Annotated in this window: 17 protein-coding genes and 1 riboswitch; of the genes, 8 read left to right on the forward strand and 9 right to left on the reverse strand. The window is 47.4% G+C overall.

Going from position 1 to position 25,629, the window contains the following annotated elements:
- The first annotated feature begins 23 nt into the window (after nucleotides 1-23).
- The 5 genes from HC352_RS04895 to HC352_RS04915 all read left to right on the forward strand — a co-directional run bounded on the left by HC352_RS04895 (nucleotide 24) and on the right by HC352_RS04915 (nucleotide 5,219).
- On the forward strand, nucleotides 24-1,295 hold the full coding sequence (locus HC352_RS04895) for an AI-2E family transporter (protein ID WP_168917843.1): 1,272 nt from the start codon (nucleotides 24-26) through the stop codon (nucleotides 1,293-1,295).
- 94 nt (nucleotides 1,296-1,389) lie between these two features.
- Nucleotides 1,390-2,097 carry a purine-nucleoside phosphorylase gene (locus HC352_RS04900; protein WP_168917844.1) on the forward strand — a complete coding sequence of 236 codons (708 nt, stop codon included), beginning with the start codon at nucleotides 1,390-1,392 and terminating at the stop codon, nucleotides 2,095-2,097.
- 345 nt (nucleotides 2,098-2,442) lie between these two features.
- Nucleotides 2,443-2,531: riboswitch (SAM riboswitch) on the forward strand.
- A 5-nt stretch (nucleotides 2,532-2,536) separates the two neighbouring features.
- Nucleotides 2,537-3,526 (forward strand): methionine ABC transporter ATP-binding protein, encoded by a 990-nt coding sequence (locus HC352_RS04905; protein ID WP_168917845.1) that lies wholly within the window; start codon nucleotides 2,537-2,539, stop codon nucleotides 3,524-3,526.
- A complete protein-coding gene (locus tag HC352_RS04910) occupies nucleotides 3,523-4,257 on the forward strand; it encodes a methionine ABC transporter permease (protein WP_168917846.1) in 735 nt (244 codons plus the stop codon). The genes HC352_RS04905 and HC352_RS04910 overlap by 4 nt, the downstream gene beginning before the upstream one ends.
- A gap of 134 nt (nucleotides 4,258-4,391) precedes the next feature.
- Nucleotides 4,392-5,219 (forward strand): MetQ/NlpA family ABC transporter substrate-binding protein, encoded by an 828-nt coding sequence (locus tag HC352_RS04915; protein ID WP_168917847.1) that lies wholly within the window; start codon nucleotides 4,392-4,394, stop codon nucleotides 5,217-5,219.
- A gap of 150 nt (nucleotides 5,220-5,369) precedes the next feature.
- Here HC352_RS04915 and HC352_RS04920 read toward each other — a convergent pair whose 3' ends face one another.
- A complete protein-coding gene (locus HC352_RS04920; protein ID WP_168918616.1) occupies nucleotides 5,370-8,870 on the reverse strand; it encodes a proline dehydrogenase family protein in 3,501 nt (1,166 codons plus the stop codon).
- Nucleotides 8,871-9,034: 164 nt separating this feature from the next.
- Between HC352_RS04920 and putP the strand changes: the two genes are divergently transcribed.
- Entirely contained in the window at nucleotides 9,035-10,612 is a 1,578-nt protein-coding gene (gene putP, locus HC352_RS04925) for a sodium/proline symporter PutP (RefSeq protein ID WP_168917848.1), read from the forward strand.
- Between the two features lie 6 nt (nucleotides 10,613-10,618).
- On the opposite strand, the gene HC352_RS04930 is transcribed toward putP, so the two are convergent.
- Both HC352_RS04930 and HC352_RS04935 read right to left on the reverse strand, forming a co-directional pair.
- Entirely contained in the window at nucleotides 10,619-11,266 is a 648-nt protein-coding gene (locus HC352_RS04930; RefSeq protein ID WP_168917849.1) for a pyroglutamyl-peptidase I, read from the reverse strand.
- Nucleotides 11,267-11,394: 128 nt separating this feature from the next.
- On the reverse strand, nucleotides 11,395-16,791 hold the full coding sequence (locus HC352_RS04935; RefSeq protein WP_168917850.1) for a S8 family serine peptidase: 5,397 nt from the start codon (nucleotides 16,789-16,791) through the stop codon (nucleotides 11,395-11,397).
- 296 nt (nucleotides 16,792-17,087) lie between these two features.
- On the opposite strand from HC352_RS04935, the gene HC352_RS04940 reads away from it, so the two are divergent.
- Both HC352_RS04940 and HC352_RS04945 read left to right on the forward strand, forming a co-directional pair.
- Entirely contained in the window at nucleotides 17,088-17,687 is a 600-nt protein-coding gene (locus HC352_RS04940; protein WP_168917851.1) for a DUF998 domain-containing protein, read from the forward strand.
- Nucleotides 17,650-18,297, forward strand: a complete 648-nt coding sequence (locus HC352_RS04945; protein ID WP_168917852.1) for an alpha/beta fold hydrolase — start codon at nucleotides 17,650-17,652, stop codon at nucleotides 18,295-18,297. Before HC352_RS04940 ends, HC352_RS04945 begins: the two co-directional genes overlap by 38 nt.
- On the opposite strand, the gene lysX is transcribed toward HC352_RS04945, so the two are convergent.
- From lysX to HC352_RS04975, 6 genes are read right to left on the reverse strand one after another with little or no spacing between them, the layout of a single operon-like run.
- A complete protein-coding gene (gene lysX / locus HC352_RS04950; protein WP_168917853.1) occupies nucleotides 18,281-21,478 on the reverse strand; it encodes a bifunctional lysylphosphatidylglycerol synthetase/lysine--tRNA ligase LysX in 3,198 nt (1,065 codons plus the stop codon). The two genes, HC352_RS04945 and lysX, sit on opposite strands and share 17 nt — an antisense overlap.
- Before the next feature lie 36 nt (nucleotides 21,479-21,514).
- Nucleotides 21,515-22,597 (reverse strand): aspartate carbamoyltransferase, encoded by a 1,083-nt coding sequence (pyrB, locus tag HC352_RS04955; protein ID WP_168917854.1) that lies wholly within the window; start codon nucleotides 22,595-22,597, stop codon nucleotides 21,515-21,517.
- Between the two features lie 3 nt (nucleotides 22,598-22,600).
- The gene (gene pyrE / locus HC352_RS04960; RefSeq protein ID WP_168917855.1) at nucleotides 22,601-23,245 is read right to left on the reverse strand and encodes an orotate phosphoribosyltransferase; all 645 of its coding nucleotides are present in this window, start codon (nucleotides 23,243-23,245) and stop codon (nucleotides 22,601-22,603) included.
- Nucleotides 23,242-23,940, reverse strand: a complete 699-nt coding sequence (pyrF, locus tag HC352_RS04965) for an orotidine-5'-phosphate decarboxylase (RefSeq protein ID WP_168917856.1) — start codon at nucleotides 23,938-23,940, stop codon at nucleotides 23,242-23,244. The genes pyrE and pyrF overlap by 4 nt, the downstream gene beginning before the upstream one ends.
- Before the next feature lies 1 nt (nucleotide 23,941).
- Nucleotides 23,942-24,862 carry a dihydroorotate dehydrogenase gene (locus HC352_RS04970; RefSeq protein WP_168917857.1) on the reverse strand — a complete coding sequence of 307 codons (921 nt, stop codon included), beginning with the start codon at nucleotides 24,860-24,862 and terminating at the stop codon, nucleotides 23,942-23,944.
- Nucleotides 24,859-25,626: a dihydroorotate dehydrogenase electron transfer subunit gene (locus tag HC352_RS04975; RefSeq protein WP_168917858.1), complete on the reverse strand. Its 768-nt coding sequence runs from the start codon at nucleotides 25,624-25,626 to the stop codon at nucleotides 24,859-24,861. Before HC352_RS04975 ends, HC352_RS04970 begins: the two co-directional genes overlap by 4 nt.
- Nucleotides 25,627-25,629: the final 3 nt, after the last annotated feature.

Consider the following 25,629-nt stretch of genomic DNA (forward strand, 5'->3'; position numbering starts at 1 on the left):
TCTACGCATGTAAGGAGCGTTTTATGCAGGCAAGTTCGAATGACCATACCTCTGTCCACCGAGTTCCACAGCCGTTGGTCACTGCGGCCGCGTGGTCATGGCGATTAATCGTCGTAGCTATTGTCTTAGCCACAGCAGGTTGGCTCAGTTTACATTTTTATACCATTATCATTTCTACGATGGTGACGCTCCTACTGGCAGTCATCTTAGAGCCTTTTGCCAGCGGATTAATGAAACGTCTGAAGTTTCCTGCTGGATTAGCAGCAACGGCGACGCTTCTGCTCTTGATTTCTTTTATTGGCCTTCTTATTTGGGGCTCAAGCGTTGGCATCATTTCCGGTTTCTCCGAAGTTTCTGACCAAATATACGCCGGTATGAATACAATCATCGACGAGGTAACCCGGCGTTTTCCAGACATTGGGAACCAAGTTAACGAAGCTTGGAACTCCTTACAACACACACTAACGAATAATTCAGGGCATATTCTTGGCGGTGTGGTAGCAGTTGGCTCAACTGTCACTTCAGCACTAACTGGTTTTATTTTGGTGATTTTCACTCTTTTCTTCTTCCTCAAAGATGGCCGCCGGCTGTGGCGCTGGTGTGTTCGACTTTTACCGTTGCACTATCAAAACTCTGCAAATGAAGCCGGTATCCGAGCTTGGGTCATGATTGGTAACTACACACGCACGCAAGCAATAGTGGCTTTTGTTGACGCTGTTGGTATCGCAGTCATTGCTATATTCCTCAAGACCCCATTAGGCCTCGCTTTCCCCATCGGAGTTATCGTCTTTTTAGCGGCTTTTATCCCTGTTGTTGGTGCTTTCCTTTCCGGTTTCGTTGCAGTCATCATTGTTTTAGTCAACACTCAATCATTCTTTATGGCTGGCATGATGGTGGTCGGAATTGTAGTTGTCCAACAAATTGAAGGAAATCTACTTCAGCCAATTTTGCAAGGAAATGCGCTAAACATTCATCCGCTCACTATTGTTCTTATTGTTGCTGGCGGTTCTTCAGTTGCCGGTATCGTAGGCGCACTATTCAGTGTCCCAATAGTTGCCGCGATCAACGTTATTGTTCTATATCTACGCGGTCACGATCTTTACCCATACTTGGCTACGATGGAAGACCGCCCTGGTGGACCACCACGCGACTTTTTAGAATTACGTACGCAGTACTGGCAAGCATTCGATGAGAATATTGCCCAATCTCAATCGCCACAAGAACGACGAGCATACAAGCGCGCTCAACTCACTCGAAAGTTGAATAACATCGTCGGCAGATCGACAAAGGGATAACTTTCCTCCACGCTTGTCATAGATAAGTGTGAGAGTATGGAAATATAGCGAGCATTTAGCTCACCCTATTAGAAAGTAGAAAGGGATAATCTCCATGGCAACTCCACATATTAATGCCGAACTAGGTGATTTCGCACCGGCAGTTTTAATGCCAGGCGATCCAAAACGCGCAGCTCGCATGACTGAACTCTTGATGCCAGATGCCCGACTGGTATCTGATGTGCGCGGAATCCTCGGCTTCACTGGCGAAGTTAATGGAAAACCACTATCAATTATGGCATCAGGTATGGGACAGCCTTCGCTTTCCATTTACGTTAATGAGCTCTTCATGCACTATGACGTGAAACGAATAATTCGTGTAGGAACCGCTGGAGGGCTGTCACCAAAGGTCAAAGTTGGTGATGTTATTATCGCCAATGGCGCACACTATGAAGGTGTCATGAATACCTATCTCACCCCTAACACACATTTTTCCGCAGTTGCTTCCTATGAGCTTGTTCGCGCAGCGGCGGATGCCGCTGGTGAGGATGACACCGTTGTTGTAGGCCCAATTGTTTCACGTGACCGTTTCTATGGTGTTGATCCGGCAGATAATGATGCTCTTGCTCGGGTTGGTTGCCTTGGTGCTGAAATGGAAGCCGGTGCACTATATGGCTTAGCAGCTCAATATGACCGCCAGGCACTTGCAGTCTTGACCGTTTCAGACCACATCACCGTTCCAGGCCAAGATATGACTGCTGAAGAACGGGAAAATAAGTTCCAAAAGGCACTTGAACTAGCAGTTGCTGCTGCTCATTGCTAATCTTCACTATCTTATAGCTTATGTTGTGCCTTCGGCAGTTCTTGCCGAAGGCACAACGCTTTCCTGGCTAGAATCAGATTTTTCGCAATAAGATACCGCCAATGGAAAGACTTCCACCACTTGATGCGTATCCCTGCGAAATGTAGGTAGGACAGTTATCTGGCTATTCTCAACATATTGTTCTCTCATATTTCCATCTTTGCACCTGGTTCCGACATACTTTGATGTCGGCTATCCCTTTCTGCCGAACTGCCAGTCAGACCTCTAATCGCACATCTGTGAAGAGTATGATGTCCATCATTTGGGATAGTTTGCTTTTAATCAGCTAACATGGAACGGTAGAATTATTCATCATGAGCAGCTGAGAGACTCGGCTCACGGAAGCTGCAGCAACCCACAACCATGGTGGGTGCTACTGCCGAGAACGATGGAGGAATGCATGATCGAGCTGAAAAATGTTTCAAAGATATATCCCCGCAAGGGTAGTCCAGCTGTTCACGCACTTAAAAATTTATCGCTCACTATCGCAGATAACACGATTCACGGTATCGTAGGAGAATCTGGAGCCGGAAAATCCACGTTAATTCGTTGCCTAACCGCATTAGAACAACCGACATCTGGGTCTATTCTAGTTGACGGTCAAGACCTTACACAGCTCAACTCCCGTCAGCTACGTGTTGCCCGCCGTCATATTGGCATGGTCTTTCAAGGAGCGAACCTTTTCGAAGCTCGTACAACATATGAAAATATTGCCTATCCCCTACGGATAGCAAAAACTCCTGAAAAAGAAATCGATGCACGCGTAACACAGCTACTTCGTTTAGTTGGCTTACACGACCGCGCAACATCATATCCAGCACAACTTTCAGGTGGCCAACGCCAACGAGTAGGCATTGCCCGCGCCTTAGCCGATAAACCAAGTGTGTTGCTCGCAGATGAGCCAACATCAGCGTTAGACGCTGAAACAACTGACTCAATCCTCAACTTACTAAAAAGCGTGCGCGACCAAACTGGAGTCACCGTCGTCGTCATTACCCATGAAATGTCTGTTGTACGAAAGATCTGCGATTCTGTTACGCTACTTGACGCTGGTGGTATCCAAGAAACTGGCCGGATCGATGATATTTTACAAGATCCCACCTCGGAATTAGCTAAAAAACTCATTCCGCTACCCGAACTTGACCGCGAAATCCGTGAGCTTAACGACGTTATTGACCTTTACTTCACCTCCGAACCTGGAAAACCTACCGGTTCACTTGTGTTGAGCCAAGTCGCCGAACTAGGAGCCGATATAGCTGCCGGTACATTCGAATCAGTTGGCGATGTTCAAGTAGGTCGGTTAGCTTTAACTGTCCCAGTGGGACACGGAGAATTTTTCGCAACAAAATTTGACAAAACAACCATTTTTGCACAGGTGCGTGAAGCATGATTAGCATAGCTCCAGAAGTATCTACCCTCGCCGCCATTGCGTCACGGCGCGACGAAGGAACCTGGTTTAATCGCCCAGTAATCCAAGATCAACTTCTTGGTGCAATTATGGAAACCATTTACATGGTTGGGCTAGGAACACTTATCACTGTAATTATTGGTCTACCATTGGGCGTTATTCTTGCCGAAACACGTAAAGAAGGGCTTATCCCCCACCGGATATTCCATAAGACACTCGGGGCAATAGTCAATATAGGCCGCGCAATACCCTTTATTATATTGGCCGTTATTGTACTCTATGCAATTCGCCTTATTAATATTCCTGGACTATCCACAGTTGGTTGGCCGGCATTTACCATCGCCCTCATTGTCTCTGCCGTACCTTATTTTGCGCGCCTCGTAGAATCAAACGTACTGGCAGTATCACACGGCAAAGTTGAAGCAGCACAAATGGCTGGCGCATCCTCGCTAGCAATTATGACAGGTGTCCTCATTCGTGAAGCTTTGCCGGCAATTATCCAATCAATCACGATCTTAACAATTACTGTTATCGGTTATTCCGCAATGTCGTCAATGGTGGGTGGCGGCGGGCTAGGCGCCCTAGCTATCAATCATGGATATACTCGGCATAACTTTGATGTCGTAATTATTAGCGTGATCGTTATTCTTATCATGGTGCAAATCGTTCAGTGGATTGGCGATATGTTGAGCCGGCTGGTTGATCACCGCTAAGGCACAACCAGCCGGGATGCTCCACGCCTTAGCATCCTTCAACGCATAATGCCGTTATCGCTAGAATTCTTCTAATTGATAGCGAATATATGCCCCTGACACAAACGATAAACATCCTGATATAAAGAGGAAAAATGAAATTCCAAAAATTTGCTACCCTTGCTTTCGCCAGCACCCTAGCTCTAACTTCTTGCTCCACGTCGCCACAAAACAATGCAGATTCTGCGAACGACGACGGGGTTGTCACCTTAACAGTTGGCGCCTCGCCTGTCCCCCATGCCGATATCCTCAATTTTATTAACGACAATCTTGCGGAAGATGCTGGTATTAAGCTTGAGATCAAGGAATATACCGATTACATCCAACCCAATGTTGCTCTGGATCAAAATGAACTTGATGTCAACTTCTTTCAACACCTTCCATATTTCGACACTGAAGTAGCGGAAAAAGGATACGAATTCGAACATGGAACTGGTATTCAAATTGAGCCATATGCAGTGTTTTCTCAGAAGATTGACGAGATTAAAGAACTAACTGATCAGGCAACTATTTTAGTTAATAATGATCCGTCTAACCAGGCTCGTGCACTGAAACTCTTAGAAAAACTTGGGCTTTTTACCTTGGCTGATAAGGAAAACCCAACGATTCACGATCTGGCTACTAATCCCCATAACTATAAAGTTATTGAGGCTGATCCAACAATCATTCCAGTACAACTACCAGATGTGGATATTGCTGTGATTAATGGAAATTTTGCACTCGATCATGGACTAAATCCAGCACAAGATGCCATTGCCATCGAATCTGGTGAAAATAATCCTTATGCCAATATTTTGGCATGGAAAAAGGATTCTCCCAAAGCTTCGGCAATCGCAAAATTAGAAAAGCTCATACATGATCCACAAGTTGCCGACTTTATTCGCCAGTCTTACCCGAATGGGGAAATCATCCCGGCATTCTAGCATGTAGCTCTCTCATCTAGAGTTTTACTGCTAGGCGAAGAGATACAACACGTTGTCTTCTCAACCGGTAAACGTTCTTTATAGGTCGTAAGGGGGCTGATGCGTACGCATCAGCCCCCTTACAGTTACCTCTTAAATGATTCCCTCATGTTAAATGATTCCCTCAAGAATCTTTGTATGGTCACCAAAACGATGGTTCGTCGCGGCAATCGCTTGTTCTCGGAAGAATGGTCGAAGATCAACTCGGCCGTTTCCAGTAACCGGATCACTATAAATCGCAACATCTACCGAACCGTCAACAGCTTTAGCTACATCGGAAGATTGAGAACCAATGTAACGGATTCGGGCAGGATACGCTGGCGCTTGTGTAAGACGTTCAAGCCATGCATCGTGGGACTCAACCGTTACCTCTATTCCCTGCCGATCCAGCAATACTGCAAACGATCCAGGCAACTCTCCGGCAATTGACAAGCTCACCGGAGCACCCGCAACTGATGCGCCAACAATCATCGCCACCGCCAAATCCCAGCTTTGACGATCTTCGAGTCGGACGTGAACGGATGCCGGACGATAGCGCAAAATATTCTTCTCTACCTCTAGCCGAGAGGCATCTTCGGCACGTAAGTAATGAGTGTCAAGCGCATTGTTAATGCTTCGAAGCGCGTGTCTAAAGGAATACTGATCTTGCGGTTCAATGGAGCGATACAGGTTATCGAGTTGTACCAACAGCTCATGCGTTAAGGACGCCAATTCGGCAGATTCCTCAACCTTCGCCGCTGGTTTAACCTGAACAAGGCCTAATAAGTGATTTGGCCCGCCTGCTTTCGACCCGGTTCCCACGTTAGAGCGCTTCCATCCGCCAAATGGTTGCCGGCGTACAATCGCGCCCGTAATCCCGCGATTAATATAGGCGTTTCCGACATGGACATGATCTAGCCAATGCGCAATTTCGGCACTATCGAGAGTGTGGATACCACCAGTTAGTCCATAGTCAACCGCATTTTGAATATCAATAGCCTCATCAAGATCGTTGGCATACATAATGCCAAGAACAGGACCGAAGTATTCTGTCATATGGAATTCTGATCCTCGCTTAACACCAACACGAATTCCTGGGCTCCATAGCCGGCCACTATCATCTAGCCGGCGAGGAGTGAGAATCCAGCGTTCACCAGGTCCAAGTTGCGTCAAGCCACGTTCTAGCTTCCCAGCTACCGGTTCAATAACCGGCCCCATTTCCGCATCAGGTACGTGTGGGTAAGCTACATGAAGGGAACGTGCAGCATCCACGATTTGATTAAGGAGACGTTTGGATTCAGCCATAGTGTCAACTAAAATCACCAGTGAACATGCCGAACACTTTTGGCCAGCATGACCAAATGCCGATGTGACGATGTCTTTAGCAGCAAGGTCAATATCTGCCTGGGGAGTGACGATAATAGCGTTCTTTCCAGATGTTTCCGCGAAGAGCCGTAAATCCGGACGCCATGATCGGAATAGTTGTGCTGTTTCGGCAGAACCTGTAAAGACTACCTGATCGCTGTGAACAACTAGGGCTTGGCCAGCATCTGGTAAGTCCTGCGGGGCAATATCAACTAGTTGCAACACATCTCGCGGTACACCAGCATCCCATAATGCTTGCGCAACTAGAGCACCTGTTCGGCGGGCTTGTTCAGCAGGTTTAAATACGACTGCCGAACCAGTTGCCAACGGCGCCACAACAGAGCCTGTTGGAATTGCGATAGGAAAATTCCACGGTGGTATCGCAGCGCTCACCTGCGCCGGAATAATCTCCACACCGTCAAATGTGTAGAGTTCTTCAGCTAAATCTGCGTAGTATTGGCAAAAATCGATTGCCTCCGAAACTTCGATATCCCCTTCGCTAAGGATTTTTCCACATTCAGCGGCTGCAACAGTTATCAGCTCAGCCCGGCGTTCTCCAAGAATTTTCGCTGCATTGCGTAAAATATCTGCACGTTCGGATGCCGGACGCTGTGCCCATTCTTCAGCATGCCCGCGAGCCCTATCAATACATGTTTTAATCTCAGCGGAACTATGAACGCGGGCTCTGTCTGCTAAATCAGTTCCTAAAGAAGTATGAGGAATCTCAGCAAATATACGATCTGCCCAAGCTATATTTGCTGGTAACGAGGGGTCAGAGTCCGCACTATTAGCGAATGATGACATGATAGGGACATCATCTTTTTCACGGTCCTGTTTACGGTTTCGCCCATAACGTAGTTCTGGAATATCAGCGGGATCAACGTGTGAGAAAGCTGCACAAAGCGTTTCATATTCTTCAGAAAATGCTCCTAAAAGAGCAGCGATATATCGGTCACGTTCACGATTGAAAACACTTTCGTCATGCGGAAATTGGAAGACGTTGGACATGAAGTTCTCTGATCCAGATGATTCTTCAAGGCGACGTACAAGATAGGAAATAGCAACATCAAATTCAGCTGGATCTACAACTGGAACATAATACAAGATATGCCCAACATCTTCTCGTACCGCTTCGGCTTGGTTTGTTGCCATACCTTTGAGCATTTCAACTTCGTATCCTGAGGTAATATCGCGTTTTTTAATCAGTGACAATGCAAACCCCAGCGAGAACATGTTATGACCGGCAATGCCGAGTTTGACATGAGCTAAATGCTCCGGACGTAGCGCATATTCAAGCATCCGCAGATAATTAGCATCCGAAGCTGCTTTAGAAGGTTGGGTGGTAAGATCCCAGCCATGCATGATGGCATCAACGCGTTCCATTGGTAGGTTGGCACCTTTGACGAGGCGAACCTTAATGGGGGCCCCGCCGTTGCTAACTCGTTTGCTTGCCCATTTTTGCAAATCAACCATCGCTGGTAACGCATCTGGCAAATAAGCTTGTAGAACGATTCCGGCCTCTAGATCGTGAAACTCAGATCTGTTGAGCAAGCTCTTAAAAACATCAATCGTCAAATGTAGATCATGGTATTCTTCCATATCCAAGTTAACGAATTTATGCAGACGATGAGCCTTTTGATATAACGGGTAAAGTTCTTCAACAGCATGTTCGACTGCGTTGTGATATCCCCACGGGTTATGTACACCAAGAACTGCAGAAACTTTGATTGACACGTAATCGACATAGTCGTGGTCGAGTAAGTCCATGACCGCATTGAGACGGCGAGCAGCTTCTTTCTTACCTAAAACTGCTTCACCAAGGAGATTTAAGTTTAACCGAGATCCATCTTTTCGCATCTCTTTGATAGCTGGACCGAGTTTTTTCGGATTTATATCAAGGACGAGGTCACCAACGAGTGCTCGAAAGACACGGAACGCAGATCCGACGACGACGTGGGGTGCAAATGTTGCAAGTTTGCCACCAGCGTTTGCCGGCAACGCAAGGTATGGCGGAAGGAAATCAATTTTTTGATCAGACAGTTTTGCCAAATTGCGGGCCGCTACACGTTTGTCTTCTGGTCGAATAACTTTATCAACAAAATCAATTGTGAAGTCTAAACCTCCAGGGGAGGCTAAGACATCCGCTAAGAGCTTACCGGCACGGTCTGTAGGAAGCTGAGCTGCTCGATCAGCCCAGATTCGCGCTTGGCTAATCGCCTCATTCGCAACATCGGAAAGACTAATATCGCCTTTAATATCAGGTTTCATTTTCACTGTCGTCCTTTCACAGTTGTACCAGGAGCCCAGCACTCGTGATATGTCAAATCATACATTCATTATTATCTCTACGCTGAGAAATCTTACGTTTTTCTTACATTAAACAGACTCAGTAATGTACTGTTGACAGGGACAACAATTTTGGGACGTGAACTATGACTGATAAAACCTATCAGACCATTGCAATGGTCATTTATCTTCTTGCCATGATTGGCATCGGCTTATGGGCTTATCGAAAGAATGATTCGGTTGATGACTATATCCTCGGCGGTCGCCAACTACATCCTGCCGTTGCCGCCCTTTCAGCTGGCGCATCAGATATGTCTGGCTGGTTACTCATGGGCCTTCCAGGGGCCTTATACGCTCATGGCCTTATCGAATCCTGGATTGCTATAGGTTTAACGGCTGGTGCATGGCTGAATTGGAAATTTGTTGCCCCGCGGCTACGCTCCTATACTGAAGTTTCCCATAATTCGATCACTGTCCCTTCATTCTTAGATTCACGACTCCGCGACTCTTCCCATGCACTACGTATCGTCTCGGGTGTAGTTATTCTCTTTTTCTTCACCTTTTACGTATCATCCGGTCTCGTAGCTGGAGGGATATTCTTTGAAGCAGCTTTTGGCACCTCATACCTCACTGGGATGTTACTTATCGCCGTTGTAACAATCCTCTACACCTTATTAGGTGGATTTCTTGCCGTATCGTGGACCGACCTCGTTCAGGGCATCATGATGCTTCTTGCCTTAGTTTTTGTTCCGATTGTTGGTCTAGTTACGGTAGGTGGTCCATCTGCCGCAATATCTTCGGCACAAAATATTAATCCCAACTTACATTCGTTCGTGGGTGGCGATACGCTAAGTTTGGCTGGAATTATTGGTATTTTCTCCGCATTGGCATGGGGGCTAGGATATTTCGGACAACCACATATTATCGTGCGGTTCATGGCCTTACGCCAACCATCAGAAGCAAAACCTGCACGACGAATTGGTATTGGCTGGATGGTTATTTCCATTCTTGGCGCTATGGGAACTGCTCTAGTAGGAATTGCTTGGGCTGACCAATCTGGAGCCGGGCTACTCGATAACCCAGAACAAGTATTCATCTATATGGGCCAAATTCTTTTCCACCCATTTATTGCCGGGTTTATGCTCGCAGCTATTCTCGCTGCCATTATGTCGACAATATCTTCTCAACTATTAGTTTCTTCTTCTGCATTAGTTGAAGACATATACGCTGTATTCTTGAGTAAAAATGTATCGAAAAGAAGTGGTGTCATGCTCTCACGCGGAGCGGTCATCGTTATTTCTATGATTGCTGCTCTTTTAGCGGTGTCACCATCAGATACTATTTTACAACTCGTTGCTTTTGCTTGGGCTGGATTCGGAGGCGCCTTTGGCCCAATTATTTTGCTATCGCTATTCTGGCGTAAGCTCACCACTCAAGGAGCTTTAGTTGGTATGGTTACCGGTGCGCTTACCGTCGTCATATGGTCCAACCTTTCAGGTGGAATATTCGATCTCTATGAAATTGTCCCCGGTTTTATAGCTAACGTGACTATCGCCGTCGTCGCCTCTCTTTTAACATATCGTCCCAATTCAATTATCACAGCAGAATTTGACGCTGCCCTCATGCTAGTACGCAACTGGGAAGACCGCGATCGCGCAATCGATAAAGTACGTGAGGTCCATTCTAAAGATCATTACACAGCGCGTTCTACCCGCGAACAGTAACACGCTTTACACGATATTTCTGGCCACTACCTGACAGACAAGCGTCAGTGCAGTGGCCAGATCTGCTATCGACAGATCGGCTTGAGAAAACTGCAAGCCCTCACCCATATCGGAATCAGTTTCAGCACCTACCCGCGCTACCCCGCTATCTCGAACGGCCGGCACGTGAATAAATCCTGCCGGGCCACTAAACGTGCGTAACAAGCTTCGAAAAACTGCGTTACACACGTAAGCACCCGCATCAACAGATTCCGATGCGCTAATCCCGTTCACATTCAACTCAGCAATAATTTCTTGACAGGGCAAGCGCGATTGAAGGACTGCGGCTACTTCATCTAAATTCTCCTGGCATGCTTGATAGCCGTCATTATCCGGGATACGCGCATGAGCAACGTTACGGGCAAAGAGCTCTACGGATATATCATGCCGCTTGCCAGCTTCACCCACCGCAATGACTGCATCTGGTTTTAGTTCAGCTATCGTGTGCGCAAGAATACGTGGCCCACGCTCGAAAGATACGGGGAGGATACGAGTAAAAACCTCAACATCAATATCATCAACTTCAATATGAGGCGCAAGCTGCTCAACAGCTTGTTCACTAGCATTGAGATTATCTCGCCCAAACGGTTCAAAACCCGTCACTAAAATCCTCATACTACGTTTTCTCCTCCTATACGCTACCAGTACCACCACAGGAAGTAGTATGCCCTTTATTGAGCATAGCAAAGGGTAGAAGACCCGATTGGTCTTCCACCCTTTGCTATTTCGTTGCTAGATGAGTATCACACAGCTCGACGGTTAAGAACCATTCCGCTAGTAATAAGTCCGCCGGCAAGTAATGCGAGCAATGCTGCATACGTACCAGTAGTAGCTAACGATCCTGATAATTGCGAGCTACCAACAATTTGCGGATCTGTTGGAGCGCGAAGTCCGAAGACATCTCCACTGCCAACACCTGGCTTTTTACCAGGATTGTCCGGTGACGTGTTACTCTCTCCAGGCTGCTGAGAATCATCTGGAGTTTGCGTACTAGCATCAGTATGGACAGTGACGTTAACCGTGATTAACTTATGACTTTCCATTCCATTGGGCTGAACCGCTCGTAACATAACCGTGTTCTTTCCGGAAACCAGAATTGTTGACGGATCAAGGACTAAATACGCCTCTCCACGGCCACTGCCATCACCTGCAAAATCGGCCGAACCGTCATCATCGATTGAGTACTTCGGGAAGATAAGGCTACCGGCTTGGGCAAGATCACTCATCTGTTCCTTCGTCATCGTTACATCAATAACATCTGGTCCACTGATCTGTGGAAGACGGTCAACAGCAAAGGCTACTGTTCGCATCGTCATATTTCCAGCAAGGTCATCAGCTTGCATAGCGAGCGTGTAGATTCCTGCTCCTAGTTTCTGAGTATCGACTGGGATCATGAGCTCATCCGTAACTACAGTAGCTTCGCTACCGGTAACAAATGTTTCATTTTCCACAGTTGGTTTGTGTTCTTCTGCCTGACCTTCTGGCTCTCCAGCTTTATTATTAGCTTTATTCACAGGTGCAGCAGAGAGTTTACCGATACCAGACTTTTCTAGCTCTTGAGCAGATTCTTCCTGAATATCACGGACATCGATCATGAGCTCTTCGAGCTTACGTTCGGTAACGTCGATTTCTGAATACTTGGTTTCGTCAAGGACTTGTTGTCCAAGAGAATCAGTTAATGTCACCTTGAAACTGCGAAGGTTTGCATCTTTTGCGGCAGCTACGACCGGTGAATCATCAGTTAGGAGCATATCTTCTTCAAGATTCTTATCCATGTAAGAAGCACCAACTGTTGGCTTGTCCTTATCAACAACAACCGGGAAAATACCTAAGACCTGATTACCGAAACGATCAACAACAGTCAACAAAATGTTATCGCCGTCGTCAACCTTAATCGGATAGGTAAATTCACGCTCATTAGACTGTGGGCCATGCCCGGAGTTGTTTTCCCGCTCTTCGACTGTGTCCTTATTAATCTGGAACTTGTAGCCCCAGCCGTCATCCGAAACCTTACCGGTGAAAACAATGTCGTTGCTACTGGTAAATATCGAACCACCCACGGTCAGTGGTTGGTCGATATGGATTTCTGGAACGTTGACGTCAATTAAGAGCTTGAACGTTTGAGCCTGAACCCGTACCGGCTCATTCCCATTTTCATCTGGAACATACAATTCCAACCGGAAGTCATTTTGACCAGTAGTTGCTGGAACATCAAGGGTGTACATACCAGTTGTTTCATCAATCTTGGCTACAAGTGGAGTTGGCTCAATAACCTTGCCATCGCCAGCTTCTCCAGTTGGAACAAGCTGGAATTTAGCAACGGTATCTGGATCGAGCATTCCACGCATGGTAAATACCTTCGTCTCCCGATTGTAATCTGTGGTATCCGTAGGTACGGCACATACTGCAATCTCTGGACTGCACTGTGCGTTATCAATGGTTGGTAGTTCAGCTTCCAGTGGGTAATCATCACCTGGCAATGGTGGCGGCGGAGGTGGCAGAATTGGTCCACCTGGAAGTGGCGGTGCTGGTGGCACAACCACATCCGCTCCACGCCCAGCGATAGGCACTACCGTGATCACGCGCTGCGCCCCATCAGAAGCAATTACTGTGACAGTTTCTGTCTCATCTCCTACCTCTACCTGTAGGGTAAAGCGACCATCACGATCGATTGTTGCCGCTTCATCATAAGCACTTACACTTAGCTGAGCGTCTTTGTTAGTGTCGGTAATCGTTCCAGTTATTGTCACCATGTTGTCAGCAACCGGTGCTGGGGTATCGATAGTCACAGTCGGCTTTTCGTCGTCGTAGAACGGAGTGAGCTCAACGGTGCTAACGACATCGCCACGTGCATTGTAAGCAACAACTTCGATCTCATTTTGTCCTGGTTCGATCGGAACTTGAGTAAAGAAGTAACGATCGGCGAGATCTGCTTCTCCCCCATTGACAGTAACCCGCTCAACTTCTTCGGCAGTATAGCCTTCGATATTAAGCTTTGCACCTTCAGGATCTCCCTGCGTGGTGAAGTATGGCTTAATTGGACCAACAGGACCATTTTGCATGTCTTGAGCAAACGTTACGCTTAACTTGCGTGCTGGATCAAGAATGTGGGAATCGATAGCGATATTAGAAGCCATATCGCCTGCGCTAACAATAATGTGTGTTGTTCCAGGCTTCACCTTGACACGGAATTCAGAATCCGAGTTATTGACACGTTCAGCGACAAGATTTGTCTCTTGATCCGTATCAACTAATGGCTTAGTCTGAATACCTGAACCACTATCGTTCACTGTAAAGTAGGCGTAACCATTGGCTTCGTCATAGTCACCGAAGGTTATAGTTGGAACCGATGTATCAATACCAAATGGCATCTCGGTTACTTGCCAATCGTAATCATCTGACACTCGTGTTTTGACGCGGAAAATATATCTACCATCAGGCACATTCTGGTAATCAACATTTTTCGGATCATAGATCTTACCGTCAAACCCAAACTCGGATGAATCTTGAACGATCGTGTCATTCGACATCGTCGGTTCCATTGCCGTCTTCAAGGTGTAACGACGTAAATCTTGTTGCTTACCCGTTGTTTGATGGAACGTGCCATCCTCAGATTCTACTTCGTAAACGACATCTGAGGCGTTTCGCCGAACCAAGAGCTGAGGGAAGATAACATCGTGCATGTGATCCCCATTAGGTGACATCCATAGAGTCAGATCCCGATCATCGCCGGGCTCTTTAGCTATATCATTGAGCAAACCAATGGGAACAGTTATATCCTCACGAAGAGTTGCTAATCCAGTCGTTGCCGTCAACGAAACAGGATCGCCCCAAGTCTGCCCCGGTTCCGCAATAATCTTTTCAGCATTCCAATCGCCAACAAAACCTAGGTAAGGTATGGCAATATCTGGTACGTCTTCACCATTCAGGCGTGCCCAACCTTCGATGAAGTGCGCCGCACCCACTCGCGGATTCAACGTGAATGATACTTCGCGGTCTTGACCAGCTGGAACTGTTATTGTTTCTACTGATGCGGACAGCGTTTCATCGGAAACGACGGTAGTCGTATTTTGTCCAAGGCCCTTGTGCTCATTAACAACTTGTTGGGCTGGAACAGTGTAGGTTGCCTCGGTAGTACCGTAATTATGCAAAGTAACAGTAAACGTCTTTGGTGCGTTTACTTCGCGTAAGGAAACGTATGGTAAGCCATCTACTGTTGCGATAACTGGAGTATCGGCAGCATGATCGATACGGGCAAGTCCGGCACCCACTTGACGAGGTGCATAAGGCACGCCGTCTTCATTTGTTGGAATTTGTGCCGTGTTCATTAACGCTGCCCGAATACGATCAGTTCGTTCCGGTCCGGTCAACTCTGGGAATTCTTTACTGTAGTGCTGCCACATGAGTGCCGATAATCCGGATACGTTTGGCGCCGCCATTGACGTACCTGAATCAGATGCGTATCGGTTATTGTTCAGCGTCGAGTAGACTTCGCCACCGATGCCTGAAATATGGGGTGCAAAGTCGAGAGTTGGGGTTGGGCCCCAGGAGCTGAACGAAGAAGGACGCAAGGCCTTCTTACCAGCGAAGTCGGCTAGCTTGCGGTTTTGCGTGAACGTGACGTAGACATCGCCCTTGGCACTTTCTTCAGCTAATTTAGCTCCCACGGAGTGGTATGTAGACGCTGAGAATTCGGTGTATTCTTCGACGCCTCCCATACCAATAAATTCCTCACCGCGGCGCGCATCGTTGTAGACAACAACGCCTTTCGCATCAGCGGCAAAAGCACGTTCGAACATATCCGAGAAACGCTCTTTACCTCGCTGGATAAGCGCGTAGTTACCGGCTAACGCAGCATTTTTCTCGGGGGTAAAATCTGTCACTTGTCCGTAGCCAAGATCAACGATTTTGTGCGGCTGCCCATCAGCTTTTCCAGTCGCAGCCTTATGCGGAAGAGCTTGTTCTTCGCCGTTATCTCCAATCCGCCAAGTAGCTACTGGAACAACCTGGACTTGATTATCGATTGACGCAACAGCAAAAGCTCCGGTATCTGCGGCTGGAGATCCAAGCGTCCCATCATCGAGTTGGGTTAAGGTACTATCGAGTTCGCCTGTTAAGGAGAAGTTCATTCCCTCATTTCCGGCAGCGACGACGACGAGCACACCAGCTTCTCGCGCTTTCGCGATGGCACGGAAAACACCATCAGATTCATTGCGGTTACCGTTTGCCGAGCCAAGGGACATATTAATAATGTCGGCCTTAAGTTTAACCGAAGTTTCAATGGCAGCGATAATATCGGAATCATTGGCACGTGCATCTGGATCATTGGAGAAGACCTTCATAGCCAGTAGCTGGGCTTGCGGAGCTACTCCATCAAAACCATTATTAGCAACCACATCTGGCTTATCGATGCCTTCTCGGGCTGAGCCATGAGCGGCAACAATGCCGGACACATGTTGTCCGTGTTCAGTTTTGTTCTGGTCAACAATTTCGTAGTTATCATCAGCGAAATTGTAGCCAGCTGGAACCTTACACGTGAAAAGTGAACCGTGCGAAGTGTCTGGCTTTAGTTTAGCCGCGGCACATTCTTCTGCAGTTAATTGAAGATCTTGATGCGAGGGGTCAATACCGGAATCGATAATCGATACCACAACGCCGCGACCGTCTAAACCGTGGCGTTCGTAGGCTAGCGGTACACCTTCCATTTTCCGCGCATTATGTTCAAGTTTTTCGAACGTACGTTCCAGCTTTACTGAAGATACTTCAGGTTCTTGGCGTAACGCAGGGATCTTATTTGCTGGCATCGTAGCCGCAAAACCGTTAACAAGGAATCCCAGCTGTCGGCCAGCTTCTAGGCCATACTTTTTTGCCCAGTTGTCAATCAGGGCTGTTTGTTCGCCTTTATTTGCTGTTTCACTTGGTTCGGAAAATACGGTTGGTTGATTCTTGAGCATAACAAGCACGCGAACGCGTTGCGACGATTGCGAGCCGTGCTCTTTGAGCAGCCGATCCATATCTGCAAGTGAAATATCACCTGAATGCCTGGCATCAGATGCAGGAAGCGCAACTGCCAGTGGTGCGAACGCCAAACTTGCGGCGAGGACCGAGGCAAATGCTGCAGATTTTAAAAATCTTCCCATTTTTTCTCCTTAGATATTTAATATCATCTTAAGTAATACACTATTTCTTTAATTTTTGTTGACCTTTTTCACGATTTGAGCAGAGTGTTTCCTATCTCTCATCTGGGCTTATAGTTATTGACCACATTCTCAAATCATTTATTCACTCTCTTGGCACCACTTCCCTAATCTTGGTTGCCTGCTGATAAACTAAATCGTGTTATATTTCAGCGCATTGACGAGTGCAGGTGGTTAATATCTATCCTTCATCGCGTGTTTTTAAGTTAGGGGCATGGCTGTGCGCAATCAGCGGAGTCATGTACGCATCGTTTTTGCTAGAAATATTTTTCAATTTCCCACTCGACCCACAAATGAGCTATTTATCTGAGTATTTTTCACTCGACAGCCCCTACCGCCTTGTTTTTGCTACATCAGACTTATTGGCCGCTACGTTGTCCCTTGCTGGCCTCATTTGCTTATCAGATTTTTACCGCTCGTGGTCACGGTTACAACAGTTAATCGCCCTATTTTTTGTCATTTTTTCTATTGCTACCGTTTTTGACGTTACTTTTCCTTTGCGCTGTGCTGAGTCCTTAGACTTTTGTGAAAAAACTGGTTTAACGGCACATCTTATTGCCTCCGCGGTCGTTAGCGGAAGTTTAACTGTCATTGCGCTCAGTACGCTGGCACTCATTTATGTTGGCCATATTACTGAGCGATATCGTATTTTCCTGAGCGTTATCGTTATTTGTTACGTTGTATTAACCGCAATTATTGCTGTCATTGATTTTACTGCTTACCCAGTCGGTTACTTACAGCGCGGCCAAGTCTTTTTTTCCTGTTTACTTTTAGCTAGTGCCGGATTGGTGTTAACTCCCTATGCAAATTCTGATACCCGGATTAGCTCTCGCTCCTGAGTTATATTACTCAAGTTATCCGCAAGCACATCTGGTTGATCCTTGGGTAACCTCCTGGACGAATGCTACTGACTATTTTCCAGTGAGCGACGACGAACCATGCACACTGATCGGTCACTCTCTTGGTGGTCTTGTAGCTCTTGAATGGGCGTTACTTCACCCTCATCGGGTAGCAAAGCTTATTTTACTCGATCCTACTTTTCCGGAACTTAAATCGACACATATCCGACTATCTAACTCTGTAGCTACGTCAATTGCTCCGCTACTGGCACCCCTTGTACTACTTGGTCTTGGTCCACTTCTTCATAGATCCCTGATTCACTCCCGCTATCAGCATCCTGATCATCTTCAGTTCTTGTGCCAGGAGTGGGTATCATCGTCGATCATTCAATCCCGCATTGCGATGCTCTTACGCAAAAAACGCCTCGCTGATCACATTAGTGTTGATTTGCTCATTGGTGCCGGACACGCAAATGAACGTAGTTTCTTGGCTGAACAACAATCGTTAGCGAAAATACTTAATGTTCGTCCGGTCTGGCTCTGGGGTCAAGGCCACCTCTTCCCTATCACCAGACCGGATCTCGTCAAACCTTTTATTTCTCCGGCTTAACAAACGGAAAAGCTAACACGTCACGAATACTCGTTCCGGTTAAGAACATCACCATACGGTCCATTCCGATTCCTAGTCCGCCAGTTGGTGGCATACCAAATTCAAGTGCGGTTAAGAATGGTTCGTCAACTTCCATTGCTTCCGGATCCCCACCAGCAGCAAGTAGTGATTGTTCAGTGAACCGCCCCCGCTGTTCGAGAGGATGGGAAAGCTCAGTATAAGCAGTACCCAATTCCATTCCTAAACCAACTAAATCCCAGCGTTGAGCAATATGCGGATTATCTGGGTCTGCCATAGTCAACGGGGATGTCTCAACGGGAAAACCAGTATAAAAAGTTGGGAAAACTGTGTCTGCTTCGATGAGTTCATCATAAAGCTCTGTCACGAGTTGTCCCACTGTTTCGGCTTCCACATGATAGATATCCAAAAGATCTGCATAGTCGCCAATATCAGAGCCAGGAACAATGGTTCGCCCAACAGCTTGAGAAACAGCGTCAAAAACAGAAATCACTGGCCACGGTTTACTTAAATCGATAATAGTTCCGTCACTGGCACGGATTTCCGGTTTGCCATAAATAGCACGAGCAGCACCCCGAAAGAGCTCTTCGGTTAGTTCTCGCATTGTATCCCAATCACCATAAGCTTCATAAGCTTCAAGGGACGTAAATTCCGGGTTATGCGTGGCGTCTACACCTTCGTTGCGGAAATTTCTACCGATTTCAAAAACTTTAGGCATCCCTGCTACCACTAGGCGCTTAAGGTACAATTCTGGGGCAATACGCAATGTCAAATCTTGATCGTAGGCTCGGATATGGGTATGGAATGGCCGCGCATTGGCGCCTCCATGAATGGTTTGCAGAATCGGTGTTTCTGCTTCCAAGTATCCACGAGAATAAAGAGATTGACGCACATACGCAACAACTTTGGATCGGGCTTGGAATAGTTCATAGGATCGTGGATTAAGCGCATAATCAATGTGACGATATTTCGCACGTAAATACGGGTTAATTGATGCTTGTTTTGGCATTGGTACTAAGGATTTCGCTGCCATCATCCACGATTGGCCTATAAGCGAAGGAGTTCCATTACGCGAAGTGCCTAACACGCCAGTCACCGATACTAGATCCCCTCGGTTGATATAACGCCGGAACTCTTTCCAGCTCACTCCGGCGTGCCGCTCAAAAATGATTTGGATATGCGAATGTTCTTCGACTAAATCAGCAAAGACCACGCCACCAAAATCGCGAAGGAAATGGACACGTCCAGTGAGCGAAACTACTTCATTAGCAGGCACAATACCGGAATTGATGTCTCGGATGGCGTGTGTGCGAGGAACATGTACTGGATAACCAATCCCACCATGAGCTTCAAACTCAGCAAGTTTACGACGGCGAACCTGTCGTTGTTCTGGAAGCCGTGGTTCTGGAGCTGGGCGATGTAGCAGTGACTTTTCTAAACTGATAATTTCATCCGGCTCTCCCACCGGTGGAAAATATCGGTTAAAGGATGGCAAAAAACCTTCCGCACTCGCGTAAGCTAACAAAGTACGTGCGGTGAAAAACGCATTATCAATACACAAGTATCGAGTTTGCCAGCGTGGCCGATATTTTACGTTAGAGCGATACAGTGAGTAAATTTGCCACCACCGCGATGTAAACATTAAGAATCGCATAGCAAAACGCTGCCATGGAGTAGCTCCAACTTTGGCACCGCGCTCAATAGTTTCACGCATCACCACAAAATTCAATGAAATCTGCTCAATACCAAGATTAGAAGCTTCTTGGGTTAAAGAAGCTACCATAAATTCTGTCACGCCTGAAACCGCCTCAGTGGAACGACGCATCACGTCAAGTGACAGCCCGTGCAATCCCCAAGGTACAAAGGTTAATAAACCTACTGGCCTGCCATCACAGTCATGTGCACTGACAATAACGTTACGCCAATCTCGTATATCACCAACCCGCTCGGAAGCCATCGTGAAACCACGTTCATCGCCTACCCGCCATCGATCTGCCAAAATGGCAAGTTCAGTTAATTCATCTTGCGGAATCGATGATTGTCGCCGGACTTTTACGGTATAACCAGCCCGCCGTGGCGCACTTAAGGCTCGGCGAACGTCTGGCAAGTCTTTGAGGTGAAAATCAGCAACATCAATAATTGTTTCATCTCCAAGTGGAAAGGCATTAAGGCTTGCTGCCCGATATGCCCGTGCGCCTGCCTCAGAAACAGATACTGCTGCAACAACCCACGAATTTTTCCGGGCATGTTCACGCCACGCTTTAATCGCCGCATTCCATGAACCTGGCTCTCCAATAGGATCTCCGGCAGCTAAGCACACGCCATTGACAACGCGATAGGTCACCGCAGCACGCTGATCAGGTGAAACAACAACTTTTCGATCGTAGCGGGTAGCAAAATATCCCAGTGAATCATCTGAGGGCGGATCTAACAAAAGGCGGCGTATCGTTAAATGTTCCGCGGCGCTAACCGAAGGGACTTTTGCAGATTTAAGCAACACTATTAAAGCAAGAAACAAGCCACTTGCAGAGATGATACCAGTAACAATTCGGATCACCGGCGGGATGCGATAATGCGCTATTTCAGTAGGATCATTAGGAGAAATACCCAATGCAGTATTGATAGCTGTTAAGACTGGATTTGCCGGTATATCAACATGCGCATACATGTACATAATCCAAACAACAAGTGACGACAAAGCAAGGCCAGTTACCAAGATCGTTAGGGCTACTCCCCACCGGCCACGTACTCTCATCGGAAACTCGTGTAGTGATACCACACCCAAACAGACATAAATGACCGCAAACAATAAATTGCTAGCGAGACGAATTACCGCTACCGTCGATAAAAGCCCTAATTCATCGGGATGAAATACTATTTCTTGGAAACCACTGATGATATTAGGAACTTGCACAGCAACAAGATAAAAAACTAATGCAGCACGTTGCCCGCGCAGCATACCCGACGTCAAAATGACCATCAAAAGCGTCATAAATAATGTCGGGTATCCTGGCAATGCAACAAAAGACAAAGCGTAATCAACAAACCTCACAAATCCTGGCACAAGATAGCGCAAGACGAGCCCGGCAACCAGCCATAGCGCAGAGATCTGCGTAGTAATCAGAATAAGTGAAGATCGAGGAAAACGATGAGTCTTAGCCATGCCTACGATTTTAGTCCACAACCATGGCGGAAACTATCACGAGAGCACTGCTGCATAATCACAATAAGCGCATAATGCTGGTTGTCCATAAAAACGCGGTACCAATCCCCGCTCCACATGAACTACACATCGTTTATTAGCACAGTGTAATTTCTCGTCTGGATGCGAATCTAGTATTTCGCGCCGGCATTGGGCATCCGGGTTCTTTTCCGCGTCAGATAAAAGATAATCGATCAACGCCATCCGCATTATTTTTCCGTTGTACGTTTGTTCAAAGTACCGTGCCCGTGGATCGGAATCGACGTCGATTGAGATTTCTCCCACGCGAGGCAACGGATGCATCACAATACTGCTTGGCGGCGCGTATGCCATCATCTGTGCGTCCAACTCATACGATGATTTAAGCCGCTCATAGTCAGCCGCATGCTCAAAACGTTCTTGTTGGATACGCGTCATATAAATAACATCCGCATCTGCCAATGCCTGTGGCAAGGAACTCGTCTCAATAACTTCTACTCTTCCAGCACGTAGTTGCGTGACAAAATCCGCCGGGAGACGAAGCTCTGGAGGGCTGACCATCGTAAACGTATTACCCGGATAACGCATCAACGCATGCAGGAGCGAGTGAACAGTTCGTCCATAAAGCAAATCTCCCACTGCAACAATATTCAATCCGCCAAGCCGGCCAAATGCGCGATCGATTGTCAGCATATCTGCCAGCGTCTGAGTGGGGTGGAAATGTCCACCATCGCCGGCGTTAATAACTGGCACACGCGCAGCTTGGGCAGCAACTAAGGCGGCTCCATCGTTCGGATAACGAACAGCTACGATATCTGCATAATTAGAAACAACAGCAAGAGTATCGGCAATCGTCTCGCCTTTAGCAACTGATGAATCGCGGGCTGAAGGCATAGATAGTATATTGCCACCTAAACGATACATAGCGGCTTCAAAACTGAGCCGGGTACGCGTAGAAGGCTCGTAAAAAAGCGTTGCGAGGATCTTGCCACCAGCAGCTTGCCGGTAATGATGCGGCTGACTGATAATATCGTGAGCGGTTTTCAGTAAGGTGTTTACTTCTGCTGTACTAACATCGTTAATATCAATAATGCTTCGCATATATCATGCTCCTACTTTTTGCCATGAATCGTTACGGGGATTATCACGGAAAGCACGCAACCGTGGAAGGTCAGTAGCCGTAATTCGTCCAGTTTTCTGAGCTAATTCGATAGCATCATCAAAAGTTGTCAAGGTAGTTAGCTTTACGTCTGCGGTGCGCAACGTTTGGGCTGCGGCACGCATTCCATAACTAAATATTGCGACGACGCCGAGAACATCTGCCCCGGCTTCACGTAATGCTTGAACAGTCTCGATTACCGAACCGCCGGTAGATATAAGATCTTCGACGACGACGACACGCGCACCTGGCTCTAATCGTCCCTCGATTCGATTCGTACGTCCATGATCTTTAGCTGATGAACGTACATACCCCATCGGAATTCCAAGACGATCGGCCGCGAGCGCCGCGTGTGCAATACCAGCAGTAGCTGTGCCCATCAAAACCTCGACGTCTGGGAATGTTTGCCGGATTCGCTGTGCAATCGCATCTTCGACAATGTTTCGTTGTTCTGGAGCGGTCAAGATTAATCGATTATCGGTATAGATAGGGCTTTTAATTCCAGATGCCCACGTGAAGGGATTGTCTGGGCGTAGGAAAACTGCTTGAATATCGAGCAGTGCCTTGGCAACAGTTTGTGCAGTATTCATCGGGTAAACTCCTTAACGCAACGGGTATAGGCAGCTACTGGATCGGTAGCTTGGGTTATGGGCCGGCCAACAACAATCATGTCTGATCCGAGTTCGTAGGCTCGTTGTGGGGTGGTGATTCGGCGCTGGTCATCAGCCGCACTATCTGTGAACCGGATACCTGGTGTGACCGTAAGGAAGGACTTCCCCAGTTCTTCGTGCACTGATTGGGCTTCTAGTGGGGAACAAACTACGCCATCTAAACCACACTGGTGTGCGTTTGCTGCGTATGAGGCAACAACTTTTGGCATAGATTGTGGGATAAGAAGTTCTTCTTCCAACATCTCTTGGCTGGTTGACGTCAGCTGTGTGACGCCAATGAGTAATGGACGAGTGCCATCTGCTCGGGTTAATCCTTCGACAGCAGCTTTCATCATATTGCTACCGCCAGCACAATGGAGATTGGTCATATCGACGTCCAGCTCGGATAGTACGCGCATTGTTTTGCCGACGGTTTGTGGGATGTCGTGGAGTTTAAGATCAAGGAAAATTTTATGTCCACGATTTTTCACGGCTTGAACAATCTCTGGTCCTCCCGCATAAAACATTTCCATGCCTATTTTGACGAATGGCTTATCATTTTCAAAGAGGTCTAAAAATGTTGTGAGTGTGTGTGGCGAATCGAAGTCACAGGCAACGATCACTTCTCGGGCCATGTTATGAGTCCTTTCGATGTTGGCTAAGTGAGGCGAGTGTTTTGATCCCGTACCGATCCATTTCGGCTGGTAATTGCTCGATTATTTCCAGGCAAGCATAGGGATTGACAAGGTTGGCAGTGCCAACTTGGACGGCAGTGGCTCCGGCATACATCATTTCAATAACATCGCGAGCGCTGCTGATCCCACCGATACCGATCACCGGAATATCGACGGCGTGGGTCACGTCCCACACCATTCTTATTGCCATGGGAAAGACACCCGGACCAGATACCCCACCGGTTCGGTTGGCAAGAATGGGCTTCCCGTTGTGTAAGTTAAGACGCATTCCGACGAAGGTATTAATTAAGCTCAGCGCGTCCGCACCAGATTCTTGGCAGGCTTGAGCGATATCCGTAACAATTGCACTATTGGGAGATAACTTCATAATGATAGGTTTTGTTGTTACCTCTTTGATAGCCTGGCAAACTTGGGCAGCGGATTTGGGTGAGTCAGCGAATGTCTTACCGTCATCATGAACATTGGGGCAAGAAATATTGACTTCTAACCATCCCACGTTCTCTTGGGCATCCATTGCACTGGCTACCTGAACGTATTCGCTCAGTGAAAACCCCGCAATATTTGCCATCACTGGCTTATGGAAGTAGGAGCGCATCTGTGGAATCTCATGGGAAATCACCGCTTCTACCCCCGGATTTGCTAAGCCGATAGCGTTGAGCATTCCTCCAGGTGCATCTGCAACACGCGGTTGGGCATTTCCAGAACGCGGTTGCGCCGTCGTCCCTTTAAATGAGAACGTACCTAGCTGGTTAATATCCCATAAACGGGCGAATTCAGCACCAAATCCGAACGTTCCCGATGCTCCAATAATGGGGTTGTCCAGGTCAATTCCACACAGATTGACTGCGAGTCGATTCGTCATTGTTGTGCCTCCCCGTCGAAAATCACCTCAGTGCTATCAAAAACTGGACCTTCAACACATACTCGTTCCAGTCCACGAACGGTTTGTACGGTACAGCCTAGGCATGCACCAAATCCGCAACCCATATGCGCTTCCAGACTTACCTGGACTCGTCCGGTGGATCGCGCAACCACTGCGCGCAACATCCCTTGCGGTCCACATGCCAAGACGTGTGGCGCCTGATGAGGCAAGGCATCAGTAACAAAGCCTTTTGCGCCATATGATCCTTCCTCGGTAGCAACTGTTACTTCGCACCCTAGTTCACGAAAATCGTCTTCGGCGTACACGTCCTGCGCAGTGCGAAACCCCAAGAAAACGCGGGGTTGGTATCCGCGTGAAAGCGCATATTTGGCAGCGAAGTAGAGCGGCGGAATACCCGAGCCGCCGCCAACAAGGAGTGGGGTTGGCCCGGCTGCCTCAACGTCAAAACCGTGTCCGAGTGGTCCAAGAAGGTCAATCAGTGTTCCCGGTGTGACAAGAGCAAGAGCCTGGGTACCGGCCCCGACCTGGGCAACTATCACTGTTACGGTAGCACTCGCGTCGTCGTGATACGTAATATCGGCTATGGCTAACGGCCGTCGCAAGAAGAATCCGGGAATTGTTATGTTCACGAATTGTCCCGGATAGGCAGGTCCAAACGTCTCGCACCTGATCCGCAACCGATAAATTGTTTCGGTTAAGGGAACAATGTCTTCGACGCGTGCTTGAACTTTGATATTCGTCATCAA

Source organism: Arcanobacterium buesumense, assembly GCF_012563545.1.
GTDB classification, from domain to species: domain Bacteria; phylum Actinomycetota; class Actinomycetes; order Actinomycetales; family Actinomycetaceae; genus Arcanobacterium; species Arcanobacterium buesumense.

Bases quoted from the DNA above. Each gene is read 5' to 3' on its own strand.
- lysX (WP_168917853.1), bottom strand. From the start codon at position 21,478: ATGGCTAAGACTCATCGTTTTCCTCGATCTTCACTTATTCTGATTACT.
- HC352_RS04905 (WP_168917845.1), top strand. From the start codon at position 2,537: ATGATCGAGCTGAAAAATGTTTCAAAGATATATCCCCGCAAGGGTAGT.
- HC352_RS04945 (WP_168917852.1), top strand. From the start codon at position 17,650: ATGCAAATTCTGATACCCGGATTAGCTCTCGCTCCTGAGTTATATTAC.
- HC352_RS04900 (WP_168917844.1), top strand. From the start codon at position 1,390: ATGGCAACTCCACATATTAATGCCGAACTAGGTGATTTCGCACCGGCA.
- HC352_RS04940 (WP_168917851.1), top strand. From the start codon at position 17,088: ATGTACGCATCGTTTTTGCTAGAAATATTTTTCAATTTCCCACTCGAC.
- HC352_RS04915 (WP_168917847.1), top strand. From the start codon at position 4,392: ATGAAATTCCAAAAATTTGCTACCCTTGCTTTCGCCAGCACCCTAGCT.
- pyrB (WP_168917854.1), bottom strand. From the start codon at position 22,597: ATGCGAAGCATTATTGATATTAACGATGTTAGTACAGCAGAAGTAAAC.
- putP (WP_168917848.1), top strand. From the start codon at position 9,035: ATGACTGATAAAACCTATCAGACCATTGCAATGGTCATTTATCTTCTT.
- HC352_RS04895 (WP_168917843.1), top strand. From the start codon at position 24: ATGCAGGCAAGTTCGAATGACCATACCTCTGTCCACCGAGTTCCACAG.
- pyrE (WP_168917855.1), bottom strand. From the start codon at position 23,245: ATGAATACTGCACAAACTGTTGCCAAGGCACTGCTCGATATTCAAGCA.
- HC352_RS04930 (WP_168917849.1), bottom strand. From the start codon at position 11,266: ATGAGGATTTTAGTGACGGGTTTTGAACCGTTTGGGCGAGATAATCTC.
- HC352_RS04970 (WP_168917857.1), bottom strand. From the start codon at position 24,862: ATGACGAATCGACTCGCAGTCAATCTGTGTGGAATTGACCTGGACAAC.
- HC352_RS04975 (WP_168917858.1), bottom strand. From the start codon at position 25,626: ATGACGAATATCAAAGTTCAAGCACGCGTCGAAGACATTGTTCCCTTA.
- pyrF (WP_168917856.1), bottom strand. From the start codon at position 23,940: ATGGCCCGAGAAGTGATCGTTGCCTGTGACTTCGATTCGCCACACACA.
- HC352_RS04920 (WP_168918616.1), bottom strand. From the start codon at position 8,870: ATGAAACCTGATATTAAAGGCGATATTAGTCTTTCCGATGTTGCGAAT.
- HC352_RS04935 (WP_168917850.1), bottom strand. From the start codon at position 16,791: ATGGGAAGATTTTTAAAATCTGCAGCATTTGCCTCGGTCCTCGCCGCA.
- HC352_RS04910 (WP_168917846.1), top strand. From the start codon at position 3,523: ATGATTAGCATAGCTCCAGAAGTATCTACCCTCGCCGCCATTGCGTCA.